The 24,541-nt window shown below is 58.3% G+C and carries 30 protein-coding genes and 2 pseudogenes; 15 read left to right on the top strand and 17 right to left on the bottom strand.

Annotated features, from left to right (window positions below; translation table 11 throughout):
- The first annotated feature begins 70 nt into the window (after positions 1 to 70).
- The 3 genes and pseudogenes from PGX04_RS17160 (at position 71) to PGX04_RS17150 (ending at position 1,644) form a co-directional block, all read left to right on the top strand.
- On the top strand, positions 71 to 652 hold the full coding sequence (locus tag PGX04_RS17160) for a MaoC/PaaZ C-terminal domain-containing protein (protein WP_377042948.1): 582 nt from the start codon (positions 71 to 73) through the stop codon (positions 650 to 652).
- Between the two features lie 26 nt (positions 653 to 678).
- Positions 679 to 1,215: pseudogene (locus PGX04_RS17155) on the top strand (helix-turn-helix domain-containing protein); the annotation flags it as partial.
- A gap of 69 nt (positions 1,216 to 1,284) precedes the next feature.
- Positions 1,285 to 1,644 (top strand): DUF7344 domain-containing protein, encoded by a 360-nt coding sequence (locus PGX04_RS17150; RefSeq protein ID WP_273739632.1) that lies wholly within the window; start codon positions 1,285 to 1,287, stop codon positions 1,642 to 1,644.
- Positions 1,645 to 1,813: 169 nt separating this feature from the next.
- Here PGX04_RS17150 and PGX04_RS17145 read toward each other — a convergent pair whose 3' ends face one another.
- Together PGX04_RS17145 and PGX04_RS17140 are read right to left on the bottom strand one after the other, a co-directional pair.
- Positions 1,814 to 2,785: a Kiwa anti-phage protein KwaB-like domain-containing protein gene (locus tag PGX04_RS17145; protein WP_273739631.1), complete on the bottom strand. Its 972-nt coding sequence runs from the start codon at positions 2,783 to 2,785 to the stop codon at positions 1,814 to 1,816.
- 1 nt (position 2,786) lies between these two features.
- Positions 2,787 to 3,095, bottom strand: coding sequence for a hypothetical protein (locus tag PGX04_RS17140; RefSeq protein ID WP_273739630.1), 309 nt, complete (start codon positions 3,093 to 3,095; stop codon positions 2,787 to 2,789).
- 696 nt (positions 3,096 to 3,791) lie between these two features.
- Between PGX04_RS17140 and PGX04_RS17135 the strand changes: the two genes are divergently transcribed.
- On the top strand, positions 3,792 to 4,430 hold the full coding sequence (locus tag PGX04_RS17135; protein WP_273739629.1) for a MaoC/PaaZ C-terminal domain-containing protein: 639 nt from the start codon (positions 3,792 to 3,794) through the stop codon (positions 4,428 to 4,430).
- Positions 4,431 to 4,456: 26 nt separating this feature from the next.
- Positions 4,457 to 5,806: a class III poly(R)-hydroxyalkanoic acid synthase subunit PhaC gene (gene phaC / locus PGX04_RS17130; RefSeq protein ID WP_377042945.1), complete on the top strand. Its 1,350-nt coding sequence runs from the start codon at positions 4,457 to 4,459 to the stop codon at positions 5,804 to 5,806.
- A 28-nt stretch (positions 5,807 to 5,834) separates the two neighbouring features.
- Here phaC and PGX04_RS17125 read toward each other — a convergent pair whose 3' ends face one another.
- From PGX04_RS17125 to PGX04_RS17115, 3 genes are all read right to left on the bottom strand, one after another.
- Positions 5,835 to 6,182: a cupredoxin domain-containing protein gene (locus PGX04_RS17125; RefSeq protein ID WP_273739627.1), complete on the bottom strand. Its 348-nt coding sequence runs from the start codon at positions 6,180 to 6,182 to the stop codon at positions 5,835 to 5,837.
- Between the two features lie 251 nt (positions 6,183 to 6,433).
- Positions 6,434 to 6,802: an SHOCT domain-containing protein gene (locus tag PGX04_RS17120; protein ID WP_273739626.1), complete on the bottom strand. Its 369-nt coding sequence runs from the start codon at positions 6,800 to 6,802 to the stop codon at positions 6,434 to 6,436.
- Positions 6,803 to 6,932: 130 nt separating this feature from the next.
- Positions 6,933 to 7,154: a hypothetical protein gene (locus PGX04_RS17115; protein ID WP_273739625.1), complete on the bottom strand. Its 222-nt coding sequence runs from the start codon at positions 7,152 to 7,154 to the stop codon at positions 6,933 to 6,935.
- Between the two features lie 503 nt (positions 7,155 to 7,657).
- On the opposite strand from PGX04_RS17115, the gene PGX04_RS17110 reads away from it, so the two are divergent.
- The 4 genes from PGX04_RS17110 (at position 7,658) to PGX04_RS17095 (ending at position 11,325) form a co-directional block, all read left to right on the top strand.
- Positions 7,658 to 8,383 (top strand): ABC transporter ATP-binding protein, encoded by a 726-nt coding sequence (locus tag PGX04_RS17110; protein WP_273739624.1) that lies wholly within the window; start codon positions 7,658 to 7,660, stop codon positions 8,381 to 8,383.
- Positions 8,376 to 9,113: an ABC transporter permease gene (locus tag PGX04_RS17105; protein ID WP_273739623.1), complete on the top strand. Its 738-nt coding sequence runs from the start codon at positions 8,376 to 8,378 to the stop codon at positions 9,111 to 9,113. The genes PGX04_RS17110 and PGX04_RS17105 overlap by 8 nt, the downstream gene beginning before the upstream one ends.
- Entirely contained in the window at positions 9,110 to 9,862 is a 753-nt protein-coding gene (locus tag PGX04_RS17100; protein ID WP_273739622.1) for an ABC transporter permease, read from the top strand. Before PGX04_RS17105 ends, PGX04_RS17100 begins: the two co-directional genes overlap by 4 nt.
- Positions 9,863 to 10,056: 194 nt before the next feature.
- Positions 10,057 to 11,325: an RNA-guided endonuclease InsQ/TnpB family protein gene (locus PGX04_RS17095; RefSeq protein WP_273739621.1), complete on the top strand. Its 1,269-nt coding sequence runs from the start codon at positions 10,057 to 10,059 to the stop codon at positions 11,323 to 11,325.
- Positions 11,326 to 11,854: 529 nt separating this feature from the next.
- On the opposite strand, the gene PGX04_RS17090 is transcribed toward PGX04_RS17095, so the two are convergent.
- Positions 11,855 to 12,349 carry a CBS domain-containing protein gene (locus PGX04_RS17090; RefSeq protein ID WP_273739620.1) on the bottom strand — a complete coding sequence of 165 codons (495 nt, stop codon included), beginning with the start codon at positions 12,347 to 12,349 and terminating at the stop codon, positions 11,855 to 11,857.
- Positions 12,350 to 12,590: 241 nt separating this feature from the next.
- On the opposite strand from PGX04_RS17090, the gene PGX04_RS17085 reads away from it, so the two are divergent.
- Positions 12,591 to 13,967 (top strand): vitamin K epoxide reductase family protein, encoded by a 1,377-nt coding sequence (locus tag PGX04_RS17085; protein WP_273739619.1) that lies wholly within the window; start codon positions 12,591 to 12,593, stop codon positions 13,965 to 13,967.
- A 74-nt stretch (positions 13,968 to 14,041) separates the two neighbouring features.
- On the top strand, positions 14,042 to 14,923 hold the full coding sequence (locus PGX04_RS17080; RefSeq protein WP_273739618.1) for a complex I NDUFA9 subunit family protein: 882 nt from the start codon (positions 14,042 to 14,044) through the stop codon (positions 14,921 to 14,923).
- Positions 14,924 to 14,992: 69 nt separating this feature from the next.
- On the opposite strand, the gene PGX04_RS17075 is transcribed toward PGX04_RS17080, so the two are convergent.
- The 8 genes and pseudogenes from PGX04_RS17075 to PGX04_RS17045 all read right to left on the bottom strand — a co-directional run bounded on the left by PGX04_RS17075 (position 14,993) and on the right by PGX04_RS17045 (position 19,491).
- Entirely contained in the window at positions 14,993 to 15,745 is a 753-nt protein-coding gene (locus PGX04_RS17075; RefSeq protein WP_273739617.1) for a plastocyanin/azurin family copper-binding protein, read from the bottom strand.
- A gap of 25 nt (positions 15,746 to 15,770) precedes the next feature.
- Positions 15,771 to 16,079, bottom strand: coding sequence for a thioredoxin family protein (locus PGX04_RS17070; RefSeq protein ID WP_273739616.1), 309 nt, complete (start codon positions 16,077 to 16,079; stop codon positions 15,771 to 15,773).
- 166 nt (positions 16,080 to 16,245) lie between these two features.
- Positions 16,246 to 16,599: an SHOCT domain-containing protein gene (locus tag PGX04_RS17065; protein WP_273739615.1), complete on the bottom strand. Its 354-nt coding sequence runs from the start codon at positions 16,597 to 16,599 to the stop codon at positions 16,246 to 16,248.
- Positions 16,600 to 16,605: 6 nt separating this feature from the next.
- Entirely contained in the window at positions 16,606 to 17,022 is a 417-nt protein-coding gene (locus tag PGX04_RS17060; RefSeq protein WP_273739614.1) for a DUF302 domain-containing protein, read from the bottom strand.
- Positions 17,023 to 17,117: 95 nt separating this feature from the next.
- Entirely contained in the window at positions 17,118 to 17,471 is a 354-nt protein-coding gene (locus PGX04_RS17055; protein WP_273739613.1) for an SHOCT domain-containing protein, read from the bottom strand.
- 61 nt (positions 17,472 to 17,532) lie between these two features.
- Positions 17,533 to 17,835, bottom strand: coding sequence for a hypothetical protein (locus PGX04_RS17050; protein ID WP_273739612.1), 303 nt, complete (start codon positions 17,833 to 17,835; stop codon positions 17,533 to 17,535).
- 375 nt (positions 17,836 to 18,210) lie between these two features.
- A pseudogene (locus tag PGX04_RS34690) lies at positions 18,211 to 18,591 on the bottom strand (transposase); the annotation flags it as partial.
- Positions 18,592 to 18,630: 39 nt separating this feature from the next.
- Positions 18,631 to 19,491 (bottom strand): IS5 family transposase, encoded by an 861-nt coding sequence (locus tag PGX04_RS17045; RefSeq protein ID WP_377042938.1) that lies wholly within the window; start codon positions 19,489 to 19,491, stop codon positions 18,631 to 18,633.
- 391 nt (positions 19,492 to 19,882) lie between these two features.
- Between PGX04_RS17045 and PGX04_RS17035 the strand changes: the two genes are divergently transcribed.
- Positions 19,883 to 20,605, top strand: coding sequence for a DUF7546 family protein (locus tag PGX04_RS17035; protein ID WP_273739610.1), 723 nt, complete (start codon positions 19,883 to 19,885; stop codon positions 20,603 to 20,605).
- Positions 20,606 to 20,713: 108 nt separating this feature from the next.
- Complete coding sequence (locus PGX04_RS17030) at positions 20,714 to 21,202, top strand: DsrE family protein (RefSeq protein ID WP_273739609.1); 489 nt, start codon at positions 20,714 to 20,716, stop codon at positions 21,200 to 21,202.
- A 129-nt stretch (positions 21,203 to 21,331) separates the two neighbouring features.
- Here PGX04_RS17030 and PGX04_RS17025 read toward each other — a convergent pair whose 3' ends face one another.
- The 3 genes from PGX04_RS17025 to PGX04_RS17015 all read right to left on the bottom strand — a co-directional run bounded on the left by PGX04_RS17025 (position 21,332) and on the right by PGX04_RS17015 (position 22,790).
- Positions 21,332 to 21,799 (bottom strand): DUF6691 family protein, encoded by a 468-nt coding sequence (locus tag PGX04_RS17025; protein WP_273739608.1) that lies wholly within the window; start codon positions 21,797 to 21,799, stop codon positions 21,332 to 21,334.
- Positions 21,799 to 22,290 carry a YeeE/YedE family protein gene (locus PGX04_RS17020; RefSeq protein WP_337959474.1) on the bottom strand — a complete coding sequence of 164 codons (492 nt, stop codon included), beginning with the start codon at positions 22,288 to 22,290 and terminating at the stop codon, positions 21,799 to 21,801. Before PGX04_RS17020 ends, PGX04_RS17025 begins: the two co-directional genes overlap by 1 nt.
- A gap of 317 nt (positions 22,291 to 22,607) precedes the next feature.
- A complete protein-coding gene (locus PGX04_RS17015; protein ID WP_273739607.1) occupies positions 22,608 to 22,790 on the bottom strand; it encodes a hypothetical protein in 183 nt (60 codons plus the stop codon).
- 266 nt (positions 22,791 to 23,056) lie between these two features.
- Here PGX04_RS17015 and PGX04_RS17010 point away from each other — a divergent pair, with 266 nt between their 5' ends.
- Together PGX04_RS17010 and PGX04_RS17005 are read left to right on the top strand one after the other, a co-directional pair.
- Positions 23,057 to 23,245 (top strand): hypothetical protein, encoded by a 189-nt coding sequence (locus PGX04_RS17010; protein ID WP_273739606.1) that lies wholly within the window; start codon positions 23,057 to 23,059, stop codon positions 23,243 to 23,245.
- Between the two features lie 16 nt (positions 23,246 to 23,261).
- On the top strand, positions 23,262 to 24,317 hold the full coding sequence (locus tag PGX04_RS17005; RefSeq protein ID WP_273739605.1) for an NAD(P)/FAD-dependent oxidoreductase: 1,056 nt from the start codon (positions 23,262 to 23,264) through the stop codon (positions 24,315 to 24,317).
- The last annotated feature ends 224 nt before the right edge of the window (positions 24,318 to 24,541 follow it).

Genomic DNA, 24,541 nt, shown 5'->3' with positions numbered 1-24,541 from the left:
TCTAGTTACTGACTATTCTAGCTTGGTGTCTCTGGATCCCCCGATCTGCTAAACTAGAACGGATGCCGTCATTACACATAACAGTAAGACATATCATTTTTGTTCACAGGCTTGTCGAGACTTGTTCGAACGAGATCCAGGTCAATATCTCAATGATCCACATCCACATCTCAAAGAGATTGAGGGTGTTACTGTCCCACGACTTCCGTCTGGACGGGCAGCAGGAGATTTCGAGATAGAAATCGACAATCCAATCTCGTTAGGAGTTGGCGATCGGGTCACGTTCACCAAAACTATTACTGATGAGGATGTCCGGAAGTTTACTGAAGCGACGAGCGATACGAATGCACTCCATCTGAACGAGGACTTCGCTGCAAAAACGCGATTTGGTGGCCGAATCGTTCATGGAACGCTCGTCTCTGGTTTAATTAGTTCAGCTCTCGCTTGTTTCCCTGGTGTCACGATATATCTCACCCAGAATCTTGAATTCAAACGGCCAGTGAGTATCGGTGACACATTGGTGGCAAGATGTGAAATCATCGAAACGTTGGAAGATAGCGAATTTTGCCTCACGACGCGTGTCGAAAATGAAGCAGGGAAGCTCGTGATAGATGGTACGGTGACTGTGCTCATCGACGATCTCCCCGAGTAGCTCGTACGGAATCTTCCAACTTGCAAATTCCCTACTTCTGGGTACGGGGAACTGAAGTTGATGACATTGAGAGCGCGTTTACCGAGCATCCCGGTGTGAAAGAGATTCGACTCGTAGATTCCGTTGAAGACGAGTATCTGTTGCGAGTCGAGTGGGCGCTGGACTACGACGACGTGCTAACCATATTGGCGGAGACCGAGGTACCACTCATCGAGGCCACCGGGACGAACCAGCAGTGGTCGTTCGAGATTCGCGGCGATGATCGGAGTGACATTGCTGAATTTCAACGGCGCTGTCAAGAGCTGGATATCCCGACCACGCTGACGGAGTTGCACGCGCTTACGCCGGTCGAAACGGGGACTGAAGCCGCCCTCACCGACACCCAGCAAGAGGCGCTGGTACTCGCCTACGAGCGTGGCTACTTTGAGTCCCCCCGCGAGGTCACGCTGGAGATACTCGGTGAGGAGCTTGACATCTCACAGCAGGCCGTTGGATCCCGCCTCCGAGGTGGGATCAAGCACATCCTCGGGAGCACGCTCTCCGCCGTCGAAGACCGATCCTAATCGGCTATAAAAGCGGTTTGTGCATGAAAAAGCCAGCGTGATTGGCGTCAGTCGTCTGCACTACATATAATGAGTGAGGCTTCCTCTACCTTCGACTCGGTACTCGACCTGTGTCAACACCAGCATCGTCGGATCGTGCTTGCGGTACTCGCTGAAGAACAGCGGTCGCTGACACTGAATGACCTTACGCAAACCGTCCTCAAGTACAATCATCAAACGTCAATTACAGAGGTCTCTGAGGACGTACTAACAGAAATTCGCCTCTCACTCTATCACGTCCACCTCCCAAAGCTGGCCTCGGAAGAGCTCATCACCTATGATTCAGACCGACAGCTTGTGGAACTGACCGAGCAGTTCGAGCAGGTACAGCCGACCGTGTCTACGATCCTTGATGCTGACCCCACACTTGAAGCGCCGATCGAACTCTAATGTCGATTAACCGCTCTCCGTCCTCGTCTGGTGCCAGATCATTCCATTGAGGGAATGAGAGCGACGAACAATAAACAGATGTACTTAGTGAATCGTCTGACTCAGTTTCAGGTCTCGCCTTCTAATTGGCGGTTCTACTTACAATACAATAAGCACGACCCCTCTTGATTCACAAGCGTTGGCCACTGTCAATTTCCCACTGTGTTCCCATGATATTGTCCTCAGCATACTTCCCGCTCAATAATTTCAACAACTTCCAAGTATGGACATACTCAGCAACATCAAGTTCGATTTCACCGTTCTGGCGAACATAGCTTAGCGAGAAACGCTGGTCGAGATCGTAATTTTTGATCATAGTTTCGATTTGAGAAGGCGTTGCTTGCTGGTGAATCCCAGCGTCATAAATCTCGTACATCCCACGTAACATATTGATATGGCCTAATAGCCAATCTGTGGTCTTCTCTTTATCAGTAAACCGAATTCCGGCATCTTCAAAACCGTCGATTGCTTCTTTTGCCCGTTTCTCATACTCCTCCCGCATATTGAACATGCTTTCGAAGCTCTTTGGACTAATAACGAATAGCCACCCGTCATAATAAACAGCGTTGACACCGGGTTTGATCACCAACATATCACCTTTGAACCGTTCATATTCTTTCCCGCTGTATTGTAGTGATAGTTTTTTCGTAGTGTCCACTAATTTGACTCCGCTGTATGACTGAACCCCGACTAGGATTTTCCCATCTGGTTCACTGATACGGATGAGTTGGAAATCTGGTTTCGGATCTTCTGTGTACGTTGTGGAACCGTGGTTGTCCCTCGAAATCAAAATCCGGAACAATTCAGAGTTTGGAAGATCACTGACTGGCGCACATTGAAGAATTGATTCTTCTGAAATGGTATTTGCCACGTCAAGAGGACGAGTTCGGGTGTCTCCCTCTCTAAGATTGTCAATGTGGGTCGTCAGATCTTGAGCGAAGTTATCCGCAATTTCTTGCTGGACTGTTTTTCCGATAGGAAGTTTCCCGACTTGGGGTGAACCATTTCGCTCCCGGACAAGGAGAAACTCAGCTTCTGTATTCCCTTCGGCGTATTCGCGGGCTTCTTTGAGTTTCTCGATTGGATTCAGATTCAGCGACATGTTATGGTGCTAACGCTGTCGTAGTGTCGAGTGAGACAACTTCGAGTTTGTCTCTGGCGTCTGTACTGTCTTTTGACTCAGGTGTCATTACTTTTTCCTCTATTGACCCGTCAGAGATCACTAAGATAACTTTCTCATTGCTGGTAAGCTCGTATACTTGGTACCCACGAAGACCCAGCATTGGATTCACATGGAGGTGTCCAGAGTTGATCTGGAGGACTCCTAGAATGCAGAAGAATACAAGGAAAATCCCGATATCAAGTAGCTGGGTGAAGTCAAGCCCCGCAAATACGAAAACGTACACGAGCAAGTAGGTTGACAACAGTTCGTTGCGTTTTTGGTATTTATCGATCGGGCGTTGAGTCGTTGCTCGATTGGAATGGACGCCGATGATACGGTATACCAGGCTCGTCAACACAATACAGAGAATGAGGACGACCGTAGTGAGGTAGGAGAGCCCAACGTGAATCCCTAAGCGAGGAAGATAATAGGTATCAGTCAGCATTGGTCCCACATTCCAGAATTTCAATCCCATGATGATAAACAAGGGAACATAGGAACTGAGGAAGAGAATGAGTTTGATCGGTTGTCGGAACTCTCGCATGGCTACGTAATCTTGTATTGTTATTCTCGTGTAATCAAATAACTGTACGGAATACTGTGCCCCTGTTCATTGTGAAGTAGACGAAGATCACTCTGGTCTTCAATGCTGAGCAGTCAGCTTCTACAGGGTAGCAGTTGATCGGAGAGCTGAATGAAGGTGCAGATCCTCGTCAAAGAATAATTTTACCGAGGGATCGGAGCTAACTCGACTACAATTTGGATGTTTTCTCCCGTTAACGATAAGCAATCTAGTGGTTTGTAGGAATTCAAACGCAGAACTTGTGGTGAGCGGGGAGTCACGCATACGTTGATGGTTCGCCGCTACGTTACTTTCTAGACAGCGATCAGCCCCAGCCACCAGGCAGTGAACCACGATCCTGCACGAAACCCTCCGATTGTACCCATGCCAGTTGATCCCGTATGCGGGATGGAAGTCCCGATGGACGACACAGAAGCGACCACCGACTACGAGGGAGAGTCATTCTACTTCTGTTCGACGGACTGCCTCGAACTATTCGAAGGTGCCCCCAAGAAGTACGTCGAGACCCCCCACCCGCACCTCGTCGAGGCGAGTGGAACCGTTCTCCCACGACTGCCATACGGCCGTGCAAAGGGCGAGTTCGATATCGAAATCGAAGATCCCACGTCGCTCCAGGAGGGCGACAGCGTTCGCTTCTCGAAGGAGATCACGGACGACGACGTCCGGAAATTCGCCGAGGCGACCAGCGACACGAACGCCCTCCACCTCAACGACGCGTTCGCTGAGAAGACGCGGTTTGGCCACCGGATCGTCCACGGGACACTCGTCTCCGGACTCATCAGCGCCGCCCTCGCGTGTTTCCCCGGCCTCACGATCTACATCTCGCAGAATCTCGAGTTCCGACGCCCGGTCGACATCGGCGAATCACTGACGGCTCAATGCAAGATCGTCGACGAACTCGAAGGCGACCAGTATCGACTCACGACGCGCATCGAAAACGACGCTGACGAAATTGTCCTCGACGGGACGGCGACGGTGCTGATCGACCCTCTCCCAGAGTGACTCGTCCGTACAGCCAGATCAAGACCATGAACCCGTTCACAGCCCCACTGGAGATTCAACGCAGAATGCTTACCCAGGGAATGGAAGCCGCCGAGAAGATGCGCCTTCTTCCGAATCGGCTCGAAGATCTCGCCTCTGTCAAGGTCGGGCAGACTCCGAGTGAGGTCATCTACTCCGAGAACAAACTCAATCTCCTCCACTACGAGTCACTCACAGACGACCCGCACAACACGCCCCTCCTCGTCGTCTATGCGTTGATCAACCGTCCCTACATTCTCGACCTCCAGCCCGACAAGAGCGTAGTTCGGCGATTCCTCGAGGACGGCTTCGACGTCTATCTCATCGACTGGGGCGAACCGTCCCAACTTGACGCATCGTTGACGCTGGGCGACTACGTGAATCGGTATATCGATAACTGCGTCGACGTCGTCCGTGAGCGAACTGGCACTGACGCCATCAACATCCTCGGCTACTGCATGGGCGGAACGCTGAGCACGATGTACGCGGCGCTCCATTCAGAGAAGGTTCGTTCTCTTGGCCTCATGGCCACGGGATTGTGTTTCGACGATACGGGTGGTATCCTCGAACAATGGGGAAGCGAGGAGTACTTCGATCCAGAAGCGATTACCGAGACGTACAGAAACGTCCCGGCGGAGTTTCTCGCGGCGGGGTTCGCCCAGATGAATCCCGTCGACACGTACCTCGGCAAGTACACGATTCTGTTCGACAATCTCGATGACAGGACCGCCGTCGAGAACTTCGGCCGTATGGAACGCTGGGTGCGCGATGGGGTTGACGTCGCGGGAGAAGCCTACCGCCAGTTCATTGAGGACATTTACCAGAAGAACGCACTCTACCAGAACGAACTGGTACTGGACGGAACCCCTGTTGACATCGGAAATCTCACGATGCCGGTATTACAGATCATTGGCTCGTTCGACCATCTCATCCCGCCTGACGCGAGCAAGCCTTTCACCGAGGTTATTCCGAGTGAGGACACCGACATCTACGAATTTCCGACCGGCCATGTCGGGATGGCCGTCTCAGGGAAGGCTCACGCGGAGTTGTGGCCTCGTGTCGCGACGTGGTTCCGTGAGCGGTCGGTAACACAGACTGGGGAGTCGGCCACGGTCAGCCAAGGTGAGGCTGAAGCGGAGGCCGACCAGGATCAGTCGCTGCAGACGCTCGACGGGATCGGTCCGACGTATGAGGAGCGTCTCCACGACGCCGGAATCACGACGGTGACGCAACTCGCAGCCGCAGAACCAGTCTCGCTGGCTGACCGACTCGGTCTCAGTGAATCACGCGTGACGGCCTGGGTCGAGCAAGCGAGGCAGTTCACGGGCTCGTCCGACGATAGTGCTGGAAGCAGTTGACCGTCGGTTCGTGGAAAGCGACGAACGCTCACGTGACGATGATGCCGCCGTCGATTTCCATGTAGGGGTGGCCGTAGCCGCAGTAGGTCAGGCAGCTCAGCGTGTAATCGCCCCGTCGCGTCGCCCCGAGTTGACGAACGACGGGTCTGGTTGCACTCTGAGGGAGCGCGACCGAGCGCATCATCATGCCACCACCCATGTGAACCTGTCCGGAGGGCATGATCGCGAGGCTGTGGTCGGGGTACTGCTCGTTTGCTTCCTCTAGCAGTTCGTGGAAGTCACCGTCAGCAGGGGACGGGATGCGCTCCTCATTTCGTTCTTCGAGTGCTTCGTGGTCGGGGATGGCCTCGCGGATCGACGATGGGAGGGATTGCATGGCTTGATTCGAGAGCGTGTTGAACGAAACGACGCGAAGAACATCGTTCCGCTGCAGGCTGACACGCTCCTGTTCCTCGCCGGATTCATCAAAGATGACGAAGCCCCATGGTAGGCTCCGACGTAAATCGTTCTGTCGACGTCGTCGCCACTGCCCGGGAGGTTTCCGACACATCCCGAGAGGCTTGCGACACCGGCTCCGAGCGCCGCCAGGAACTCCCGCCGCTGTACTGTTGGAGGCATGATAGTGGACTATTGCAACTCCTCGCGGTTGAGTTTCGCGCGGCGTTCCTCGAACTCCTCGTCGGAGAGATCGCCGCGAGCGTACGCCACCCGGAGCTCTTCGAGTGCCCTATCGCCGGCCATCGACGACCCGACGCCGCCGACGAGGCCGCGATAGAGGAGATAGCCGATGCCGATGAGAACGACGAGCCAGACGAGCATCATTCCGATGCCCCACAGCGGCGAGAGACCGCCAGCCATCCCGCCGCCCCACCACCAGCCCATCATGCCCATCATCGGCATCGCGAACACCATCATCAACAGCGGGAACAGGACGATTACCGCCAGGACGATCAGGACGATGCGGAGCAAGCCGTCGGACGTGCGCTCTGTGGACATAGTGAACCACTAGGGAAGTTCGTCGACTGCGTCCATAAAGTTGGTCAGCCGCCAGTACTGCTCCAGTGATGTCTCCTGACTTGGGGGACGGCCGATACGTTGCTTCGTGTCTTCACCGATATGATTCCACTCAGCAGCAGTCGTTTTCGTCGGGCGACCACTCGCACGCGTTGCCCGTCGTCAGGTCGTTTTCGTCCACATAGGTCGAGAGACAGGCATAGTTACAGAAGTACATTGGTGAGCCACAATCGTCGTTACAGTCACGTACACAGATCGGGTCGTGGTCGAAGATACGCGACCCGCAGTACGCACAGGTCTCGTCGGCGTCGGGGAGTTCGACGGTCGTAGACATACCTTCGCTACGGGCACGAGTCAAAAACGTATTTCGCCAGTCGACCATCCATATACTTCGACTCCGGGCTCCCGGTGGTGTAGGCGTGAGACGGGGCTACTAGAACTCGATCGCTCCGATCATCGGCTCGCCGACGCACTTCGGGCAGACATCGGTGTCGTATTCTTCCATACAGTGCCGGTGGCAGGATATTCCGCAGTGCTCGCAGACGAACACCTCGTCATCGCTGGTACACTGTGAATCACAGATGTAGCACCGGACCATGGTTACTCGAACGTTGATTCGCTATCCGCATCAAACACTCTGCTCGGAACCTGACAGTTAGCCGTTCTTCGCGACGGCGACCTACTATGTCTACCCCCGTTTTGGTCGCAAAATGGAGGCCTGTTCATTGACTATCCTTGTAATATTCGGATGTTGGAACGATCTTGAGGTGATTCGACGGGGATAGCTTTCGATTCTTAACAACAATTGGGTTGAATGGGTAGAACGTCTCTCTAACCATGAAACGGACCACGACAACCACAGGGACGGCCGCTAGTAGCGAACCGCTCGTCCGAGGTGACAGTCTCGAAAAAACCTACGGGTCACGACTTCCCTTCGGACGTTCGACCCCTGTTCTCACCGGCGCGGATATCGAGGTCCGTGCTGGGGAAATCGTCGGCATCGTCGGCGAGAATGGGTCGGGGAAGTCGACGCTGATGAAGATCCTCGTCGGTGTCCTCGACCACGATGCAGGCACAGTCGAACGGACTGGGACCGTCGGCTGGTGTCCGCAGGAGCCCCTGCTCTACGATCGGCTGACCGTCTCAGAAACGTTCCGGCTGTTCGGCGCCGGTTACGGGATGAGTCGCAAGGAGATCGACGCGGCGAAACGACGACTCGCCGACGAACTCGACTTCGAGCGGTACCTCGATTACCGAGTTGACCAGCTCAGCGGCGGGAACCGACAGAAGGTCAACCTCAGCATCGCGCTGATGCACGACCCGGACGTTCTCATGCTCGACGAACCCTACACTGGGTTCGACTGGGAGACCTACCTGCGGTTCTGGGACATGGCGCAGGACCTCGCGGACGACGGCACTGCTGTCGTCATGATCTCTCATCTCATCGAGGAACGGAGCCGTCTCGACCGCGTCTTCGAGGTGCGGGACGGTCTGGTCCACGACGTGACCGACGAAGAGACCGCGAGCGAACTCAGGAGCGACCCGGAGGAGGAACATGAATAGGTTCGTCGTCGGCGTTCGGGCGAACCTCCGGACGTTCCTCAGGACGCCACTGAACGTGGTCCTAGCCCTGGTGCTCCCACTCGTCGTCATCGAGGGATGGGGACAGGCGATGGTGGGGCTGCCCTCGATGCCGACCGTCGAAGCGATTCCACTCGACCTCGGGCGACTCCTCGGCGCCATCTTCGGTGTTGCCATCATCGCCGGCCTGATGGGACTGGTCCAGATGATCAGTGCGCGGGAGGCCGACCGCCGGCTCGTACAGGTGGGCTATTCGCCACGGATGCTGCTTGCGACGCGACTCGCGACCCTTGCGGGCGTCACCGTCGTTGTCGCCGCCGTGAACTTCGGCGTCCTCTGGCTTACTATCGACACCGAAGCGCCCCTGCTCGTGTTCGCGTTCCTCGCGCTCGCGGGCATCGTCTACGCCTTCCTCGGCGCGCTCGTCGGCGCAGTGCTTCCGCGACTGTTCGAGGGGTCGCTAGTCGTCGTCTTCCTCGCGATGATGGATGCGTTCCTCAGCGGCGACAGCCCGCTTGCCGCGGACGTCCCCGAGTTCGTCCAGTACTTCCCGCTGTATCATCCAAAGGAACTCCTCCAGTCGGCCGCCTTTGACGGCACGTTCGCCTCGAGCGACCTCGTCTTCGTCAGCGGGTACTTGCTGGTGTTGCTCGTCCTTGTCACCGCCGTATTTGGTGCGACGATGCGCACGGCCGGGGGGTGGTCGGCGTGAACCGAACCGCCACGGCGTTCGGTATCGGGCTCCGTGAACACGCCCGTAACTACGTACTGGTGGCCCTGCTAGTAGTTCTGCCCGTGTCGTTCATCACGCTTGCATTTGCGGTGACGCAGGACGTCCAGATGCCGGTGCGAACCCTCGTCGACGGCGAGATGGTGACTGTGATGCGGGGGATGCCCGAGGTCCACGGCGTGATCATGACACCGATCACGAGTTCGTTCATCACCGGCCTGGCAGGCTTATTCTTGATGCGCGAAGCGAGGGACACAGACGGCCGCCTTGCGGTCGTGGGCTATCGAGCACGGCAGGTTATTGCCGCTCGGTTCGGCGTCCTCGTCGTCATCACACTCCTTGTTGTCGGCGTCTCCGTGGGCGTGATGCTCGTCGACTTCTGGCCGGAGCAGCTGTGGTGGTTCGTCGCCGCGATGTTTGTCCTTTCAGTTACATACGGACTCATCGGGATGCTCGTCGGTGCTCTCTTCAACCGACTGGCCGGCCTGTGGATCATGTTGATTCTCCCGATGATCGATATCGGGCTCTTCCAGGACCCGTTGTTCGTCCAGTCTGAGCCCGAGTGGTGGATGAAACTCTTCCCGGGCTACCACCCGGTCCGCGTGATGGTCGATACCGGGCTCACAACGGACCTGGACACTGCTGTATCGCTCGGCTGGGGATTCAGCTACCTCCTTGTCGTCGGACTCCTCGCCGTGTGGGTGTACTACCGAGGAACTCGAACGACGTAAGAAACATGGGCACCAGATGTCGAATCCCGTCTCGGGATTCGGCATTTAGCTGAAAGAGAGGGCGCGAAGCCCCCGTCCTCAAGGAGCGAGGCGGAGTCGAGCGAGTAGGGCGGGGATACAGCGCCCGCACGAGTTACAAGCGACTTCAATCAGAATCATTAACTATCGATAATCCGTAGCAAGAGACACGTCGCATGAAGTACAGTCCACGCTACCGACTCTTCCCTACTGAAGAGCAACGGGACGCGATGGACTGGCAACGCGACACTGTACGGCAACTCTACAACCACGCACTCCGCGAGTTCAACCAGATTCCCGAAGACGCTGGCACTCTCCGACAACGCGTCTGGATGGTCCGCGACATGCTCCCTGCGCTGAAAGACTGGTGGACTGACCTAAACAAAGTGTACTCCACCGTCTTGCAGAAAGCCGTCGAACGAATCCGCGACAACATCAACAGCCTCGGCGAACTCAAAGCGAAAGGCTACGACGTGGGGTCGTTGAACTGGAAGTCACCGCGTGAGTTCAGGAGTTTCACGTACCGGCAATCGGGCTTCGAACTTGCCAAGAAGAGTGGCCCAGACGGACACGCACTCCTGACGCTGAAGAAACTCGAAGGGGAAACCCGCAAGATTCCAGTTCGGATGCACCGCGACCTTCCCGACCACGACACCATCAAGGAGGTCACGCTGAAGAAAGACGCAACGGGCGCGTGGTATGCGTCGTTCACCATCGAAACCGACGCCCCAGCCAAACCCGAGCCCAGCGACATTGACGCCGAAGACACAGTGGGGCTCGACCTCGGCGTCCTCAACTTCACCCACGACAGCGATGGGCGGTCGGTAAAGCGGCTCACCCTGTCCGGTGACCGTGAGCGCCTCGAACGCGAACAGCGGTCGCTGTCGCGGAAGCAGGAAGGCTCGAACAAGTGGGAGAAACAGCGTCGCCGCGTCGCTGAAATCCACGCAAGGATGTCGAACAAGAAGCGGGATTTCAAGCACAAGCTCGCGCATTTTTACACGACAGAGTACGACGCGGTGTTCGTCGAAGATCTCAACGTGAAGAGAATGCTCGAATCCCCGCAGAACGCTCGGAACAAGCACGAGATCGGCTGGCGCAATTTCCTCACCATCCTCGAACACCACGGCGACAAGAACGGCTGTCACGTCGTGGAAGTCGAGTCCCGAGGTACGACGAAGGAATGCGCTGAATGCGGCGCGGAAACCGCGAAGCCGCTGTGGGTCCGCGAGCATTCTTGCCCGAGTTGCGGCTTCGAACTCGACCGGGACTGGAACGCGGCACTCAACGTCCAACAACGCGGTTGGAACCGACTAGGAGTGGTTCACTCCGAAGACACGCCTGCGGAGACTGCGACCGCTGTGGACACGCTCTCCGTGTCTGCAAGTCGCGTCGTCGAAACAGGAAGCCCCGGCCTCAAGGAGGCGGCGCAAGCCGCCGAGTAGGCAGGGGTAGTTCACGTGGTTATCGTCGGTACCTATGCAATGTGCTCACCGTGGTGTTCACACATCGTCTCTGCGTTGTGTTGGTGGTCGGGATGATGCTGGGGATGCTGGTCCATGCGGATGTCGTTTCCGTGTTTCGAGTGGCCGTTCTCCCAACTTTGTTCGGAGACCGTAACCAGTTGTGCGTTACTCGGATTTCCCGCAGGGACGTGACACACCTGGACATCTTGTGTGTCCCCGCTGTTGCTGTGATGATCAGCGCCCGGTACTGCTCCAACCAGACCTGTAGAGAGCGTCAAGGCGACCGTGATCGCGATTGCGATGCTGAGGATGGTTCGTGTCGCTCTTTTCTGTCTCATTGTGTCACGCGGTCTGCCAGTCTATCTCGTAGTCTTGAGGCGGTGTCTGAGTGGCCTATGCCGGTTCATCTGTGGGCAGGTGGTCGATTCTCCCGCCCACTAATATCGTCCGGCATCGCTCTTCAATGTGACCCGGGCTTCTCTACAGTCGTCTAACTGGGGCAAACGGGTTAGTTGGACGTTGGCGATTCAGCGTGAATGATATCGGCGAGGCTTTCGAGTTGCGCGGCAACGTGTGCACTCTCACCTGCCAGATGAACGACGAGGTCGTCGAACGTGATTATCCCGACCACGTTCCCATCGTCCACAACTGGAATGCGCCGCACGCTTGCCTGGTTCATGTGGTGGAGTAATCGCGGGACGCGTGCCTGAGATTCGATCGTCAGGGGATCCTCGGTCATCACGTCACCAGCGGTAAGGTCCACTCCTGACTCCCCGCTGAGGACGTTCGTCCCGTGTTCGTCTGTCAGAAGGTGAATTGTGAGATCACGATCGGTGACGATCCCGACGACCTCATCATCGTCGGTGACAATTACGTCCCCCACGTTTTCGTCAGCCATTGTTTGCGCGACCTCACCCACAGTCGTATCACGGGTTACGCTGATCACGTCTTTTCGCGCTATTCGTCCCACTTGAAGGTCGACATCAGAGCGCTCGTTGGACATCACTCGTCAGTACGACAGCGACATCGAAAAGTGTAGGGCCCAATCCATGGTAATCTCGTTGAGCAGCGTCGACGTCCGGTTAAGCCACCCGACACGTGAGACTTAGACTTCGCCTGGTAGTAGCCTACTACTGCAAGAGGAACAGCTGATCATGGTTGCCCCGAGGACGTCTTTGCCAGTCCGGGGACGCCGGAGATACTTTGGCCTGTGCAGCCGAAGAGAAACTATCGGTTGAGACTCTATGAGTGAGAACCACGGCGCCTCATCCGGCGGGATGGCCGGTCACGGGAACGAGCAGTCCCAAGAGCCAGGGACCATGATGCTTGAGCACCCGACGATGGAGCTCTGGCCGCAATATCCCATCGTCATCCTCGGCCTCTGGCTCATCGCGAGTCCATTCACCTTCGGGTACGAGAGCGTCCTGATGTCGGTCAGCGACATCGTCAGCGGGACGCTGCTGATCGTACTCGCCGTGACCGTACTCGTTCGTCGAAACGGGTGGGCGAACTACGCGAACGGATTCGTCGGACTCTGGTTGCTGCTCGCGCCCCTCGTTTTCTGGGCCCCCACGAGTGCAGCCTACCTGAACGACACGCTCGTCGGCGTCTTCGTTATCACGTTCTCAGTGCTCGTCGTGATGCGCATGGAGATGTCGGGACCAGGTGTCCCGCGTGGCTGGACGTACAACCCCTCGACAGCGGCCCAGCGGGCGCCGATCATCGTCGCCGGACTCATTGGATTCTTCTTCTCGACACACATGGCGGCTTTCCAGCTCGGCTACACCGACTTTGTCTTCGAGCCATTCTTCGGTCAGGGAACGGTGAACGTGCTCACCTCCGATGTCTCGAAGATGTTCCCGATCTCGGACGCCGGTCTCGGAGCCGTTGCCTACGCGGTCGAGGTCCTCATGGGGTTCATGGGCGACAAGCGCCGGTGGCGGACGATGCCGTGGATGGTCACGTTCTTCGGCATCGTCGTCATCCCGCTGGGCTTCGTGAGTATCATGCTCATTATCCTTCAGCCACTGGCCGTCGGGTCGTGGTGTACGCTCTGTCTACTCTCGGCGCTCGCGATGCTGTTCATGATCGCGCTGACCGTTGACGAGGTCCTGGCGATGGGGCAGTTCCTCTATCGGCGGACCCAGGAGGGCGAGTCGCTGTGGCACGCGTTCTGGATGGGCGGGACGTTCCCCGAGACCGAAGCGGGCGTCGACGGGGACACGCGGTCCGACGCCGCCTCGTTCTGGTCGATGTTCTGGGGGATGTCGATTCCGTGGTATCTCATTGTCGCCACGGGGCTCGGGCTCTGGTTGATGGCGTCCCCTGCGGTTTTCGGGACCACCGGTGTGGCCGCGGACAGCAGTCAGCTCGTCGGCGCACTCGTCGTGACGTTCTCCGTGATTGCTATGGGGGAACCTACGCGCGTCGTCCGCTTCGTCAACGTTCCACTGGGAATATGGATCGTCGTAGCACCGTGGATACTCTCCGGCGCCCCGACGGTAGCGACCTGGAACGGCGTCGCCGTCGGAGTCCTCCTCGTCATCGTCAGCATCCCCCGAGGTTCGATACGTGATCGATACGGGACCTGGGACGACATCGCCGAGTACTCGATCATCTAACGCTATGGCTCATACTGGCCGCGGAAATCCGGGCGGTGCTGGGGTTTACGGATACTCACAGCGTAGTCTATCCTATGGAAACACTGGTAGTAGGCGGTGACGGATTCGTCGGGCGCTACCTGTGCGTAGAGCTTGTCGATCGCGGTCACTCGGTAACCTCGCTCTCGCGCTCACCCGATCCTGAGGTACTACCCGACGAGGTCGAAACGGTGACTGGCGACGTGACCGACTACGACTCGATCGAGGGGGCGTTCGAGGGGAAAGACGCCGCCGTGAACCTCACGGCGTTACCGCCGCTTCATCAACCGCGACCTGGAACGTTCCACGACACCGTCTGCATCGGCGGGGCGATGAATGCCGCGCACGCCGCGAGCGAACACGACGTCGGTCAGTACGTCGAGATGAGTTCGCTGGGAGCGGACATGGACAGCCCAGTTGCATACTGGCGTACGCAGGGGATCGGCGACATGGTCGTCCAGTACTCTGACCTCGACTGGGTGGTCCTCCGACCATCGTTCATCTTCGGCGAAGGCAGCGAGACGTTCGCGTTCATAAAGAAGTACACCACCCCCTACGTGACGGTCCTTCCCGACGGTGGCAGATACCCGACGTTCCAGCCGATCTGGGTCGAGGATATGGCTCGAATCACCGCGGACGCACTCGAAAACGATGAGCATGTGGGGAAGATCTACGACCTCGGTGGCCCGGAGGTTCTGACGTTTGGCGAAGTCACGCGGATGCTCTATCGTGCGGAAGGGAAGTCCCTCCGGATACTCTCTGTGCCGATGCGACTCGCAGAGATAGGTCTGTACGCGTTCGATCCCATTCCCTCGATTCCATTCGGTATCGACCAGGCGAGAGCGCTGGAGATGTCCAACGTGACGGACCACAATGACATCGACGCGTTCGGACTGGAACCGTCGGACCTGCTATCCGTAGAAGAGTACCTCGCGTAGGAATAGGCCCTCAACGGACTCCCGAGCGAGTGACCCAACACCCGTAGAAATGTCCGACGACACTGCACCTTACTGGGACGCGTCTTCTTCCCCAGTCTCCAACCGTTCTCGACGCCGGTGGAACTCCTCTTCGTCGATCTCGCCTCGTGCGTAACGGCGTTGGAGGGTTTCCATCGCGGAATTATCACTCCGAGAAGGAGCGTCACCTCGATCCAGTGCCCAGTAGAGGAGTCCGCCGACCAGCCCCAGCATTCCGAGTGCCCCGCCGACGAACGGGACGCCGCCCCACCCGCCCCTCGGGCCACCCATCATGCCCCCTCCGCCGGGCCCCATCATGCCGTCATCGGTGCTCCCGCTTCCGTCGACGTCCGAGCCGATGGCCACGGCGCCGTTCTGGACAATCGTCTCGCTATCGGGGACCTCGCCGTCGGGGATCGAGCTCTCTTCGGCCGGACCGCCGGGGCTGCCGACGACGATGCGACCGACCATCCCGACCGACTTGTGCGGGATGCAGTAGTAGTCGTACGTGCCTGGTTCTTCGAACGTGTACTCGAACCCTCCCGACGAGATGACCCCACTATCGAATGCGCTGGCGTCGGATGGAATCCGGTTCTCGTAGGCCGTTGCCGAGTGTGCACCGGCTGCTATCTCGAAGCGGACAGTCGTGCCGGGTTCGACGTGGAGCCCGATCGGGTCGAAGTAGTTGTTGCCCATCTTCACGACGGGCGTCTCCTGTGCGCTCGCTGGCTGAGAGAGGCCTGTGCTGGCGACTGCGCCGGCACCGAGCACTCCCAGGAACTGACGTCGGCTATAGTTCGTCATATGAGTTGAATCGGTCGCTGGTTCGTTATCCACGCACAACATCAACGAGGCGCTGGGCGAATCCAGATGGCTGCTGGGTCGCGCTCTCGATAGCTGACTCCAAGTCGTTCCGGTCGACGATGCCAATGAATTCGGCGGTCTGTTCACCGTTCGCGTAGAGGAGTGTCGTCGGCGTCTTCCGGACGCCGTATTCCTCGGCCGTTTCCAGATCTTTCTGGATGTCGACCTCCCGGAACTCTACGTCCGGATACTTGTCCTCGAGGCCGTCGTTTTTCTCCCGTTGTGTTGCGCACGCTCCGCATGTCTCTTGGGTGAAGAGGATGACTTCGGTCACATAGTATACTACGGTATTGGGACTTAACCACATTACTATTCAGAATCGTAAGCTGAGAGACCTCCATCTCTTTGATTCGAAGGCGCGCTCACACAGTGGTGATCGGGAGTAGCAGAATTCGATCACGCAGGCGTGGGAATACGCACCTTGGTGCGTACTCGTTGGCTCACTCCGACCGTTCGAGCCTGTCGCGGCGGGCTTCGAACTCTTCGTCAGTGAGGTCGCCACGAGCGTATGCCGTGCGGAGTTCCTCCATCGCGGGATTTCGAGACGTCTGCGTTTCGCTCATGCGCCGGAAGACGAGGTAGCCACCGCCGAGGAGGATGAGGAGGAAGATCAGCGGGACGAGCATCCCGATGAACGGCCACCACCCGCCAGTACCGCCATACTGGCCCATCATCCCGCCGTACCCCATCATTCCGCCGAATCCCATCCCCATTGTGAGCAACGGGAGCAAGATGATCGCTCCGAGGATCAGGAGGACGATGGTCGTGGTGTCGAGCTGGTTCGACGAAGCCATCGGAGATCAGGCCTCCGACGTGGATCCTAGTTCGTCGGTAACGGCCGAGAGAACACGCTCGAAACGCTCGTTGACCTCGGTCGCGATGGAGTCGAGCGCATCGTTGTCCGCGATACCGACCAATTGCTTTGGATCAACGGCACTCACAACGATATCGCCGTCATCGGTTTCGTAGACGATGACGTTACACGGGAGGAGTGTGCCGAGTTCGATCTCTTCGGTCAGTCCCTCGTATGCCAGCGGGGGATTACACGCACCGAGAATGCGATACTGGCGGAACTCTTCGCCGAGTTTCTCCTTGAGCGTCGCCTGGATATCGATGTCACAGAGGACGCCGAATCCTTCGTTTTCGAGCGCAGCAATCGTCGTGTCGACGACGTCGTCGAACTCACCGGTGACTGAAGTCTGTATTGTGTATTCCATGGAATATCATACCCCGTCCACGGGGTTAACGGTTGGGTGCCGCAACGGCGGGCGTTGAGGGTGTGGTGCACCGGTTGGAACAGCAGCGGTTCCGGTCATCCGGTACGTTCGAGCTGTTTTCGCCGCCGATCGAATTCGTCGTCCGAGAGCTCACCGCGGGCGTAGCGCTCGCGGAGAACCGACAGCGGCTGCTCGTCGTTTCCACCGGATCCTCGGTTGAGGAGCACATAGACGAGGTAGAGGGGGACAGCGATGAGGAGCCCCATCCAGAGGAGTCCCCAGAGCCCCATCGCTCCGCCGAAGAGCCCCCAGCCGCCGCCCATCATGCCGCCGCCGTAGCTCCCGCCGCCATGGGCAGCAGCCGTTCCGGTCGCCGCGACGAGTAGGGGGGCGGCGAGTAGCGTTAGTCGACGAGCGGTGCGCCCGAGGTAAGTGGTGAATTGGGTCATTGTCGTGTGTTGGTGGGTAAGTTGTTGAGGTCGTTCGATGCGTTCGGTACGATCAGGGCCGTCAGCAGTGGCCCTGTCCGTACATCCCGCCGTTGTAGTCGTCGTCAGCCATGTCCTGGGCCATCTCATCGACGGTCACACCCATGTGCGACTCCATCCACTCGACGCTATCAGGACCCATGTGCTCGGTCATCTGTGCCTCCATCCAGGCCGCCCAGTCGTCTGCGGTCGCATTCCCGTCGTACGGGGGCGCGTCGTTAGCAGTCGTTTCGTTGCCGTGTGCGCTGACCACGGGCGCGACGAATGCGAGTCCGATGATCGCGAGCGCCACGAGCAGCCAGCGGCCGATGGTGAAGTTGGTCATTGTCTTTCTCCTCGGTTACTCGTAGGACTGCTTGGGAGTTATCGCGATGGGTGTGAACCCGCGAAGGAGAACGTTCGAGAACGTGTATAGGGCGTTTTAATCGTTTTTCAGAAAAAGGACCGTTCATCCGGCTCGAATTCGCCGGGTTGGCCCTCAACCTGTTCTCTCCCGAGACAAGACCACGACCACATAACAATGTGAAAATCCCGAATCGATTGGTTTCAAGACCGAGGCGCGAGTAATCGAAGTGACTGAAAGCGGTGTCGTATTGGACGGTGACGGCGTCGAAATGAGCGATCTGACTGTCTGGGCAGGAGGAGTGCGACCAAATCCAGTAATCGTGCGATTCGGTCTCCTACTGCTCTATTGAATCTACTAGACGCTCGGCCCGACAGCGGACCCAAATCGACGCTTGATGGCCGAGAAGGCCGTTTCGGCCATCCAGCGCTGGCCGTAGAGCTCGCTGTCCAACCGGGCGTTGTGGGCGTAATCGTGACGGGCGAACAGCCGGTGACGGATCAGCGGCCGGACGCCCGCTGCTCGGAGGGCGTCCCGGAGAGATTGATCGTCATACTCCTTGTCACCGGCGAGACTCTCTAGTCGGCCGGTGTTACGCAGGGCAACTCGACGGCCGACCTGTGTGTCGTGCGGCCAGTGTGCCGAACAGTGGAGATCGGGGACGGCACACGTATCTGTATCGACGAGGGCCGTCGTTTTCAGCGTGCGTATGTGGTGATCCGAACGATGACGGTAGTGACTGGATGCCTGTTCACGGCCTTGTTTGAACGCGTGATTTCACGGGCGTGAGTCCTCTATTGCGCGTTCGATGTTGCGGACAGCGGATTTCATGACAAGTTCACGGAATTGACCGAACCAGGTTCTCGACCAGAGCGTATCGCCGTATCTGCGTCGGAGTCCGAAAAACACCGATTCAGCGTTCGATCGCTGGTGATACGCCCGATCCTTAATGAGCAAATTTCTCGCCCACCCCCGCATTCCAGGGTCTCGCTGCGGAATCAGCGGCGTGATACTTTCTGCACGCAACCTCGTGCGAATCTCTTCCCAGTCGTAGCCCTTATCGGCAGCGACAGTCGCCAAGTCGTCGAGATTCCGCACTAGCACCTGCCAGCCGACCTGTGTATCGTGCGGTTGTTTCATCGAGCAGTGTATGTCGAGAATCGCACTGGTTTCACAATCGATAAGCAGCGTCGTCTTTACCGTCCCGAACGTATAGTCCGTCCGTTTTGCGTAGTGCTGGCTGGCCTGGACGCGATCGACACCGGTTGCGTCGATCGCCTGCACATCACCGAGATCATACAGCTCTACGGACTGATCAAGGATCGCTCGCCACCGCTTCATCGGAATTGCCTGCTTTCGCGTACACACCGTCGAGAAGTGTGGGACCGTTTCAGGCGTCAAATCGAGTAATTTCGTCACTCTCGGCATCTCGCGGAGGACGTCCATCAGTTTCCGGTACGGATGGCCGAGATACTCTTTCAATCCTTGAACGGCGAGAATCACCCAGTCAGCGTAGCCTTCTTCTCCCGGACGGTAGGCCGGTGCTGGCGTTCCAACGACGGCTTTTTGGGCGAGCGATACAACCTTCTCTGTGAAGCGGGAGGTCTTCGTGTGCACAACGAACCCGTCCCGCTTCACTTCCTAGTAGATTTGGCATTTTCCCCGAGCTACTAGCACGGCGATAAGAGTTCGATCGACTCTACACTGCTAACGTTTGAGCGTCTAAACAAGGCCCCTGTTCACGATCGAAGAAGGCGCCAGATACGGGTGGGCACCCGCTCGAAGGACCGCCACAGCGTCGAGGGTGCCGGGGAACTCGTGGCGAGCCAACTGCAAGAGGGCGCGCACCCGATCCATCTCACTGGCCCAATCGACGATCTCTGCGTAGCTGGCAGCTTCAGAGCGACGCTATCCTCTCGCAGTCTGCGGATTCAATAGAGGAGTGCCGTTCCGAAAGGTACTGACTTGGAATACGTCTCACACGTAGCAGTCAGGTAGCTTTTAACGGTCCCGAGTCCAGGATACGTTTATGAGCACGACGGATCCGAAAGCGATGGCGAAATCTGTGTTCAACGGTGGCGCTCTCGAACGGTTCGTGGTGGCGAGCACGTGGTTGAACCTGCTGTTTGCGGTCCAGGTGATCGCCGGACTCTCGTTCGCGTACGCCACTGGGGAGACGGGACACCGAATTACACTCTTTTTAATCCCATTTATCTGGAGTACTGCCTCTGTCTGGGTCGTCTGGCACACTCAACCCTCCCCAGCACAGCGTCGCTTTCGAATTCTCGCCGCAGTCGTTGTCGCGGCGTATCTGCTGGTGCTGTTCTACCTCTCGGGGTTACTTCAATCGAGTACGCCGCTCATGGAACAGATAACCGGACCGAACGGGATCGGGATCACGTGGGGTCGGTCGCTGGGTTGGAGCCCGGTACTGATGTATACCGGAGAGTGGATCGCGTTAACGATCGTTCCGTACCAAGCGATCGGACTGGCCGCGCTGGCCTATCTCGTCTACGATGCGCTCCTCGAACTCGCCCGGTCGACGATCGGGGGCGTTATCGGAGCCGCTGCGTGTCCGGCGTGCGTCGGACCGGTACTCGCCCCGCTGCTCGCAGGCGGTGCCAGCGGTTCCTCGTTGGTCTTGGTAGTTGGACGGTACGGGTACGAAATCGCAACGGTCCTATTTCTCGTCGCGATCACGATCCTCTATCACCGACGGCGTCTCCACCGTCTCTACGCAAGCGTCCGGTGATGAGCGGACGGGTCCGGCACAGGTAACCAGATTGTAGCCGTGGGCGTACTGCCGGCCCCTTCGCTTGCCTGCAAAGCGAACTTTGCCGACGTAGTTGTGTGCTCGATTGTGAATAGAAGACAATACCTTGCGGGAACGGGCGTACTGGTATCGAGCGGAGCGATCGGTGCTACGGAGACTGGTCGCGCACACGAGAACAACAATTCCTCCAATCGGACGGGCGAGGAGACAGACGGCGGGCAAGGACCGGCGACCCGGACGGTCCTTCACCTCTCGAGCGACGACGTGGCGGAGCAAGAGATGGCGCTGATGAACGCGAAGAACCTCTTGGAGGACCCGACGGTCAACAACCGCGAGATCCGATTCGTCGCCAACATGCGGGCCATCTTCGCCTACGTCGAGGGCGAAACCGAGCACGCGGACCTCGTTCGATCCCTCGCGGAGTCGGGCGTCGAGTTCAAGGCGTGTGAAAACGCCATGGCGACGCTCGACGTTTCGGAGTCCGAACTCCTTCCGGTTGTCGACACGGTCCCCTCCGCAGTCGGGGAGATCGCCAAGCGCCAGGCGGAAGGGTACGGGTATCTGAAGGTCCCGTAAGCGGTTCCGTCGGTCGGCGGAATCGCTCCCGACGCTCCGACGTTCGTGTCGTTCTTAGACGCCGGTTGAGACTCCCAGAGACGACGGTTTCGCCAGTGGGATCGTGACACGGAACGTGGGTACGGGGGGTCAATCTCCGGGCGCGCTCCGCTCACGCGCTTCCGAGTTCCGGTGAACTCGCCAGAGCCCCTGTGCGTACGCACCGATGAACAGCCCGGCGACGGCCCAGAGGATCCGATAATTGCCGATCCCGAGGCTCGCGTAGCCGGCACCCGGACAGACGCCCGAGAGCCCCCAGCCGGCACCGAAGACGACGCCACCGATGATGACGTTCCTATCGAACCCTTTCTCACGGCCGGTATAGCGCGTCCCCGTCAGCGGCGCCGTCTTGATGATTCGCGTCCCCAATTGAATGGCGAGGCCCGTTACGAGGGCCGCACCGCCCATCACGAAGAGCAGTCCGAAGTCCTCAAGCTGGAGGAAGTCCAGTACGATTTCGGGACGGGCCATCCGACTGTACGCCAACCCGAACCCGTGCAAGAGTCCGCCGGCGATGACGAGGGCCAGGAATAGCGGTCCGCGGCCGTCGGAGTTCATCAGGGTGTCACCCCCAGCGCGGCGACGACGAGCGCTGTCGCGACGGCAGCGCCGATGAACAGCGCTACGTTCACGATCGACGTTCGGGACAGCGACGCGATGCCGGAGACGCCGTGGCCGGACGTACAGCCCTTCCCGATCTGGGTGCCGATCCCGACGAGGATCCCCCCGCCGAGCAACCGCCACCACTGCACCTCGGTGACGAAAGCGTCGGCGGTGAACCCGAACTCGTAGATGGCCGCGCCGGCGACGATACTAACCGCGAAGACGACCCGCCAGTCGCGAGACGCGACGTACTTCTCGCGCTGGAACCGCGGGAGGTCGGAGACGTACGACAGCGTCGTCTCGAGAAACGTGCTGTTCCCGGCGAGGATTCCCGTCCCCAGATAGATGACGGCGATTCCGAGGCCGACGAAGAGTCCGCCAACCAGATAGTGATCGATCCCTCGAGGGAACAATTCTTGTGCGATTGAAAGCGATGGAGCGATCATAGCCGGCTGTATTTCGGACGAAGAACCCGGTTGGCAGTGTACGTGGTGGGATCGATTCTGGCCGTCACAGCTCCCACGTCGTTCCGGTCGTGGTTTGCGGGATGCTCCGAGAATTCGATCGCTAGCATAAGTGAATCTGAGCCGATTACGGGCATAATATTTTCATTTGCATTCCAAGAGACCATAATATTGTCATTGGTGATTGTCCCGTCGATACGGTAACGAACGATGCGAGAAGAGGGCAGCAACATCGAGTTGCACTCGGTAAAGAGCCGGTAGAGGAGTTCTCGCGAGCCTCGAGAACAGGAAGCGCTTTCTCAGTTTGTCGCCGGCGCGCCGAGCCGGTTCGTGGCGAACATGGTGACGAAGGCGATCAGCGGGTGCACTGTGAAAACCCGGAACAGCGTCCCGAACGATCCGCCCTCGAGGATGGTTCCGACGCGTGCCGCGCCGAAGGACCCAACGCCGAAGTTGATCGCGGAGCCGAGGCCCTGGCTCACGTCCGGGTCGACGTTCGAGTAGAAGTGCCGGACGCCCCCGTCCTCCGAGTCGGAAGAATACGGCGTGAAATTGTCCTCCAGTTCCTGAAAACGTACTCGGCGTTCGCAGCCACATCAACAATATGGCTGAGCGATGTCCGTACGGTGATGACAATCGCAGTGGTCGAAATCATGAACCACGCGTTCGACCCGGTTCGAAAGACAGCACAACCCGAACGACGGTTACATGGGAGAACGTGGGGACGGCCGATCACGCGAGACGTAGTGTGCAGTTTCACGGCGTCGCAGTGGACTGGGCGTTCAGAACACAAACGCTCCGACCGCATGACACCGTGGTCTACGCATTTGACGAGAAGGGCATCTACGAGTACTACTCTCAGCGACAGGGGGAAGACATGTGTGGCGTCGTATTCGTAGGTGACGTCTTGCTGCCCGATCTGCTCACGTGCGAATAGCGATAAACGGACCGTCATGGACAGAGAACGGACGGTGATTGTCGGCGGCGGCGAAGCGGGACTCATCGCCGCGGCGCATTTGGAGCGTGCGTCGGAGACGAATGTAGTCGTCGTCTCCAACTCCAGGTACCACGTGTTCTCGTTTCTCCTATACGACGTGATAGCGGGAGCGCCGTCGTGTCGAGCGCGTCTAAATCTGGCTCATGCGTTTCGTGGGAAGGACGTTACCTTCGTTCGGGACGTCGTTGAGGGTCTGGACACGACCGAGAACCGGATCGACCTCCGAAGCGGTGCGCTGCACTTCGACACGCTCCTGATCGCTCTCGGTGGAGTGACGAAGTACGACATTGACGACCGCGAACACGTTCTCGACGTTCGAACCGACGTCAGGGAGATACGAAACGGTGCAAACGCCCCCGACATCCAGAGGATCGTGGTCGTCGGCGGCGGACCGGTCGGCGTCGAGACGACAGCGACGCTCTCGTCCATCACCGACGACGTCGACGTGGGGCTCATCTCGTCGAGTCGCCGGTTGCTTCCCGACTTTCCGCAGCGTGCGAGTCGAATCGCCGAACGGATACTACGGCGACGGGACGTCGACCTCCGGATGGCGGCACAGGTAACCGGAGTGACTGCGAACGATGTCGTGCTAGACGGCGCCACCGAACTGAGCGACCTAACCGTCTGGGCCGGCGGGGTACGACCGAACCCGGTCATCGAGAACTTCGACCTTGCGCGGAGCGATCAGGGACTGCGCGTCGACTCTCGTCTGCGCTGTTGCGGCGTCGACGACGTGTACGCCGTCGGTGACGTCGTCGACTACCCGGGGAAGGTCACGGATGGCTACGCTGCGGGGCTGGAGGCCAGAACTGCCGCGAAGAACGTCTTGCGAGAGCTTCGAGGCCGACGACTGAAGGACCTCGACGTGCGGTGGCATCCAAGGGCCGTGTATCTCGGCGAGGATACCGCTCTCTTGACGATCAACGGCCTCGTCCACTGCGGGCGAAGTCCGAAACTCCTGCGGGATCTCGCCATCGCGCTCTATCTGTTCTACTGGCGCCGCGTGTATTGACAGGTCGCCTGAACCCACCCCCATGGAGACCGCAAATGCCACGACGGCTCCATCACGAGACGCCGTGAGCCTTTTGGTCGCATGGTTGCAACAGTAATGTATGAACCATGCAATTCGGGGCGCGACGGTGAGCCGCAACTGGATCGTCGGCCTCCTGGCCATCCGTTCTAGTTTAGCAGATCGGGGGATCCAGAGACACCAAGCTAGAATAGTCAGTAACTAGA

It is taken from the genome of Natrinema soli, from assembly GCF_028618695.1.
The sequence above is the reverse complement of the archived record's forward strand: the minus strand, read 5'-3'. Positions and strand labels throughout refer to the sequence as shown.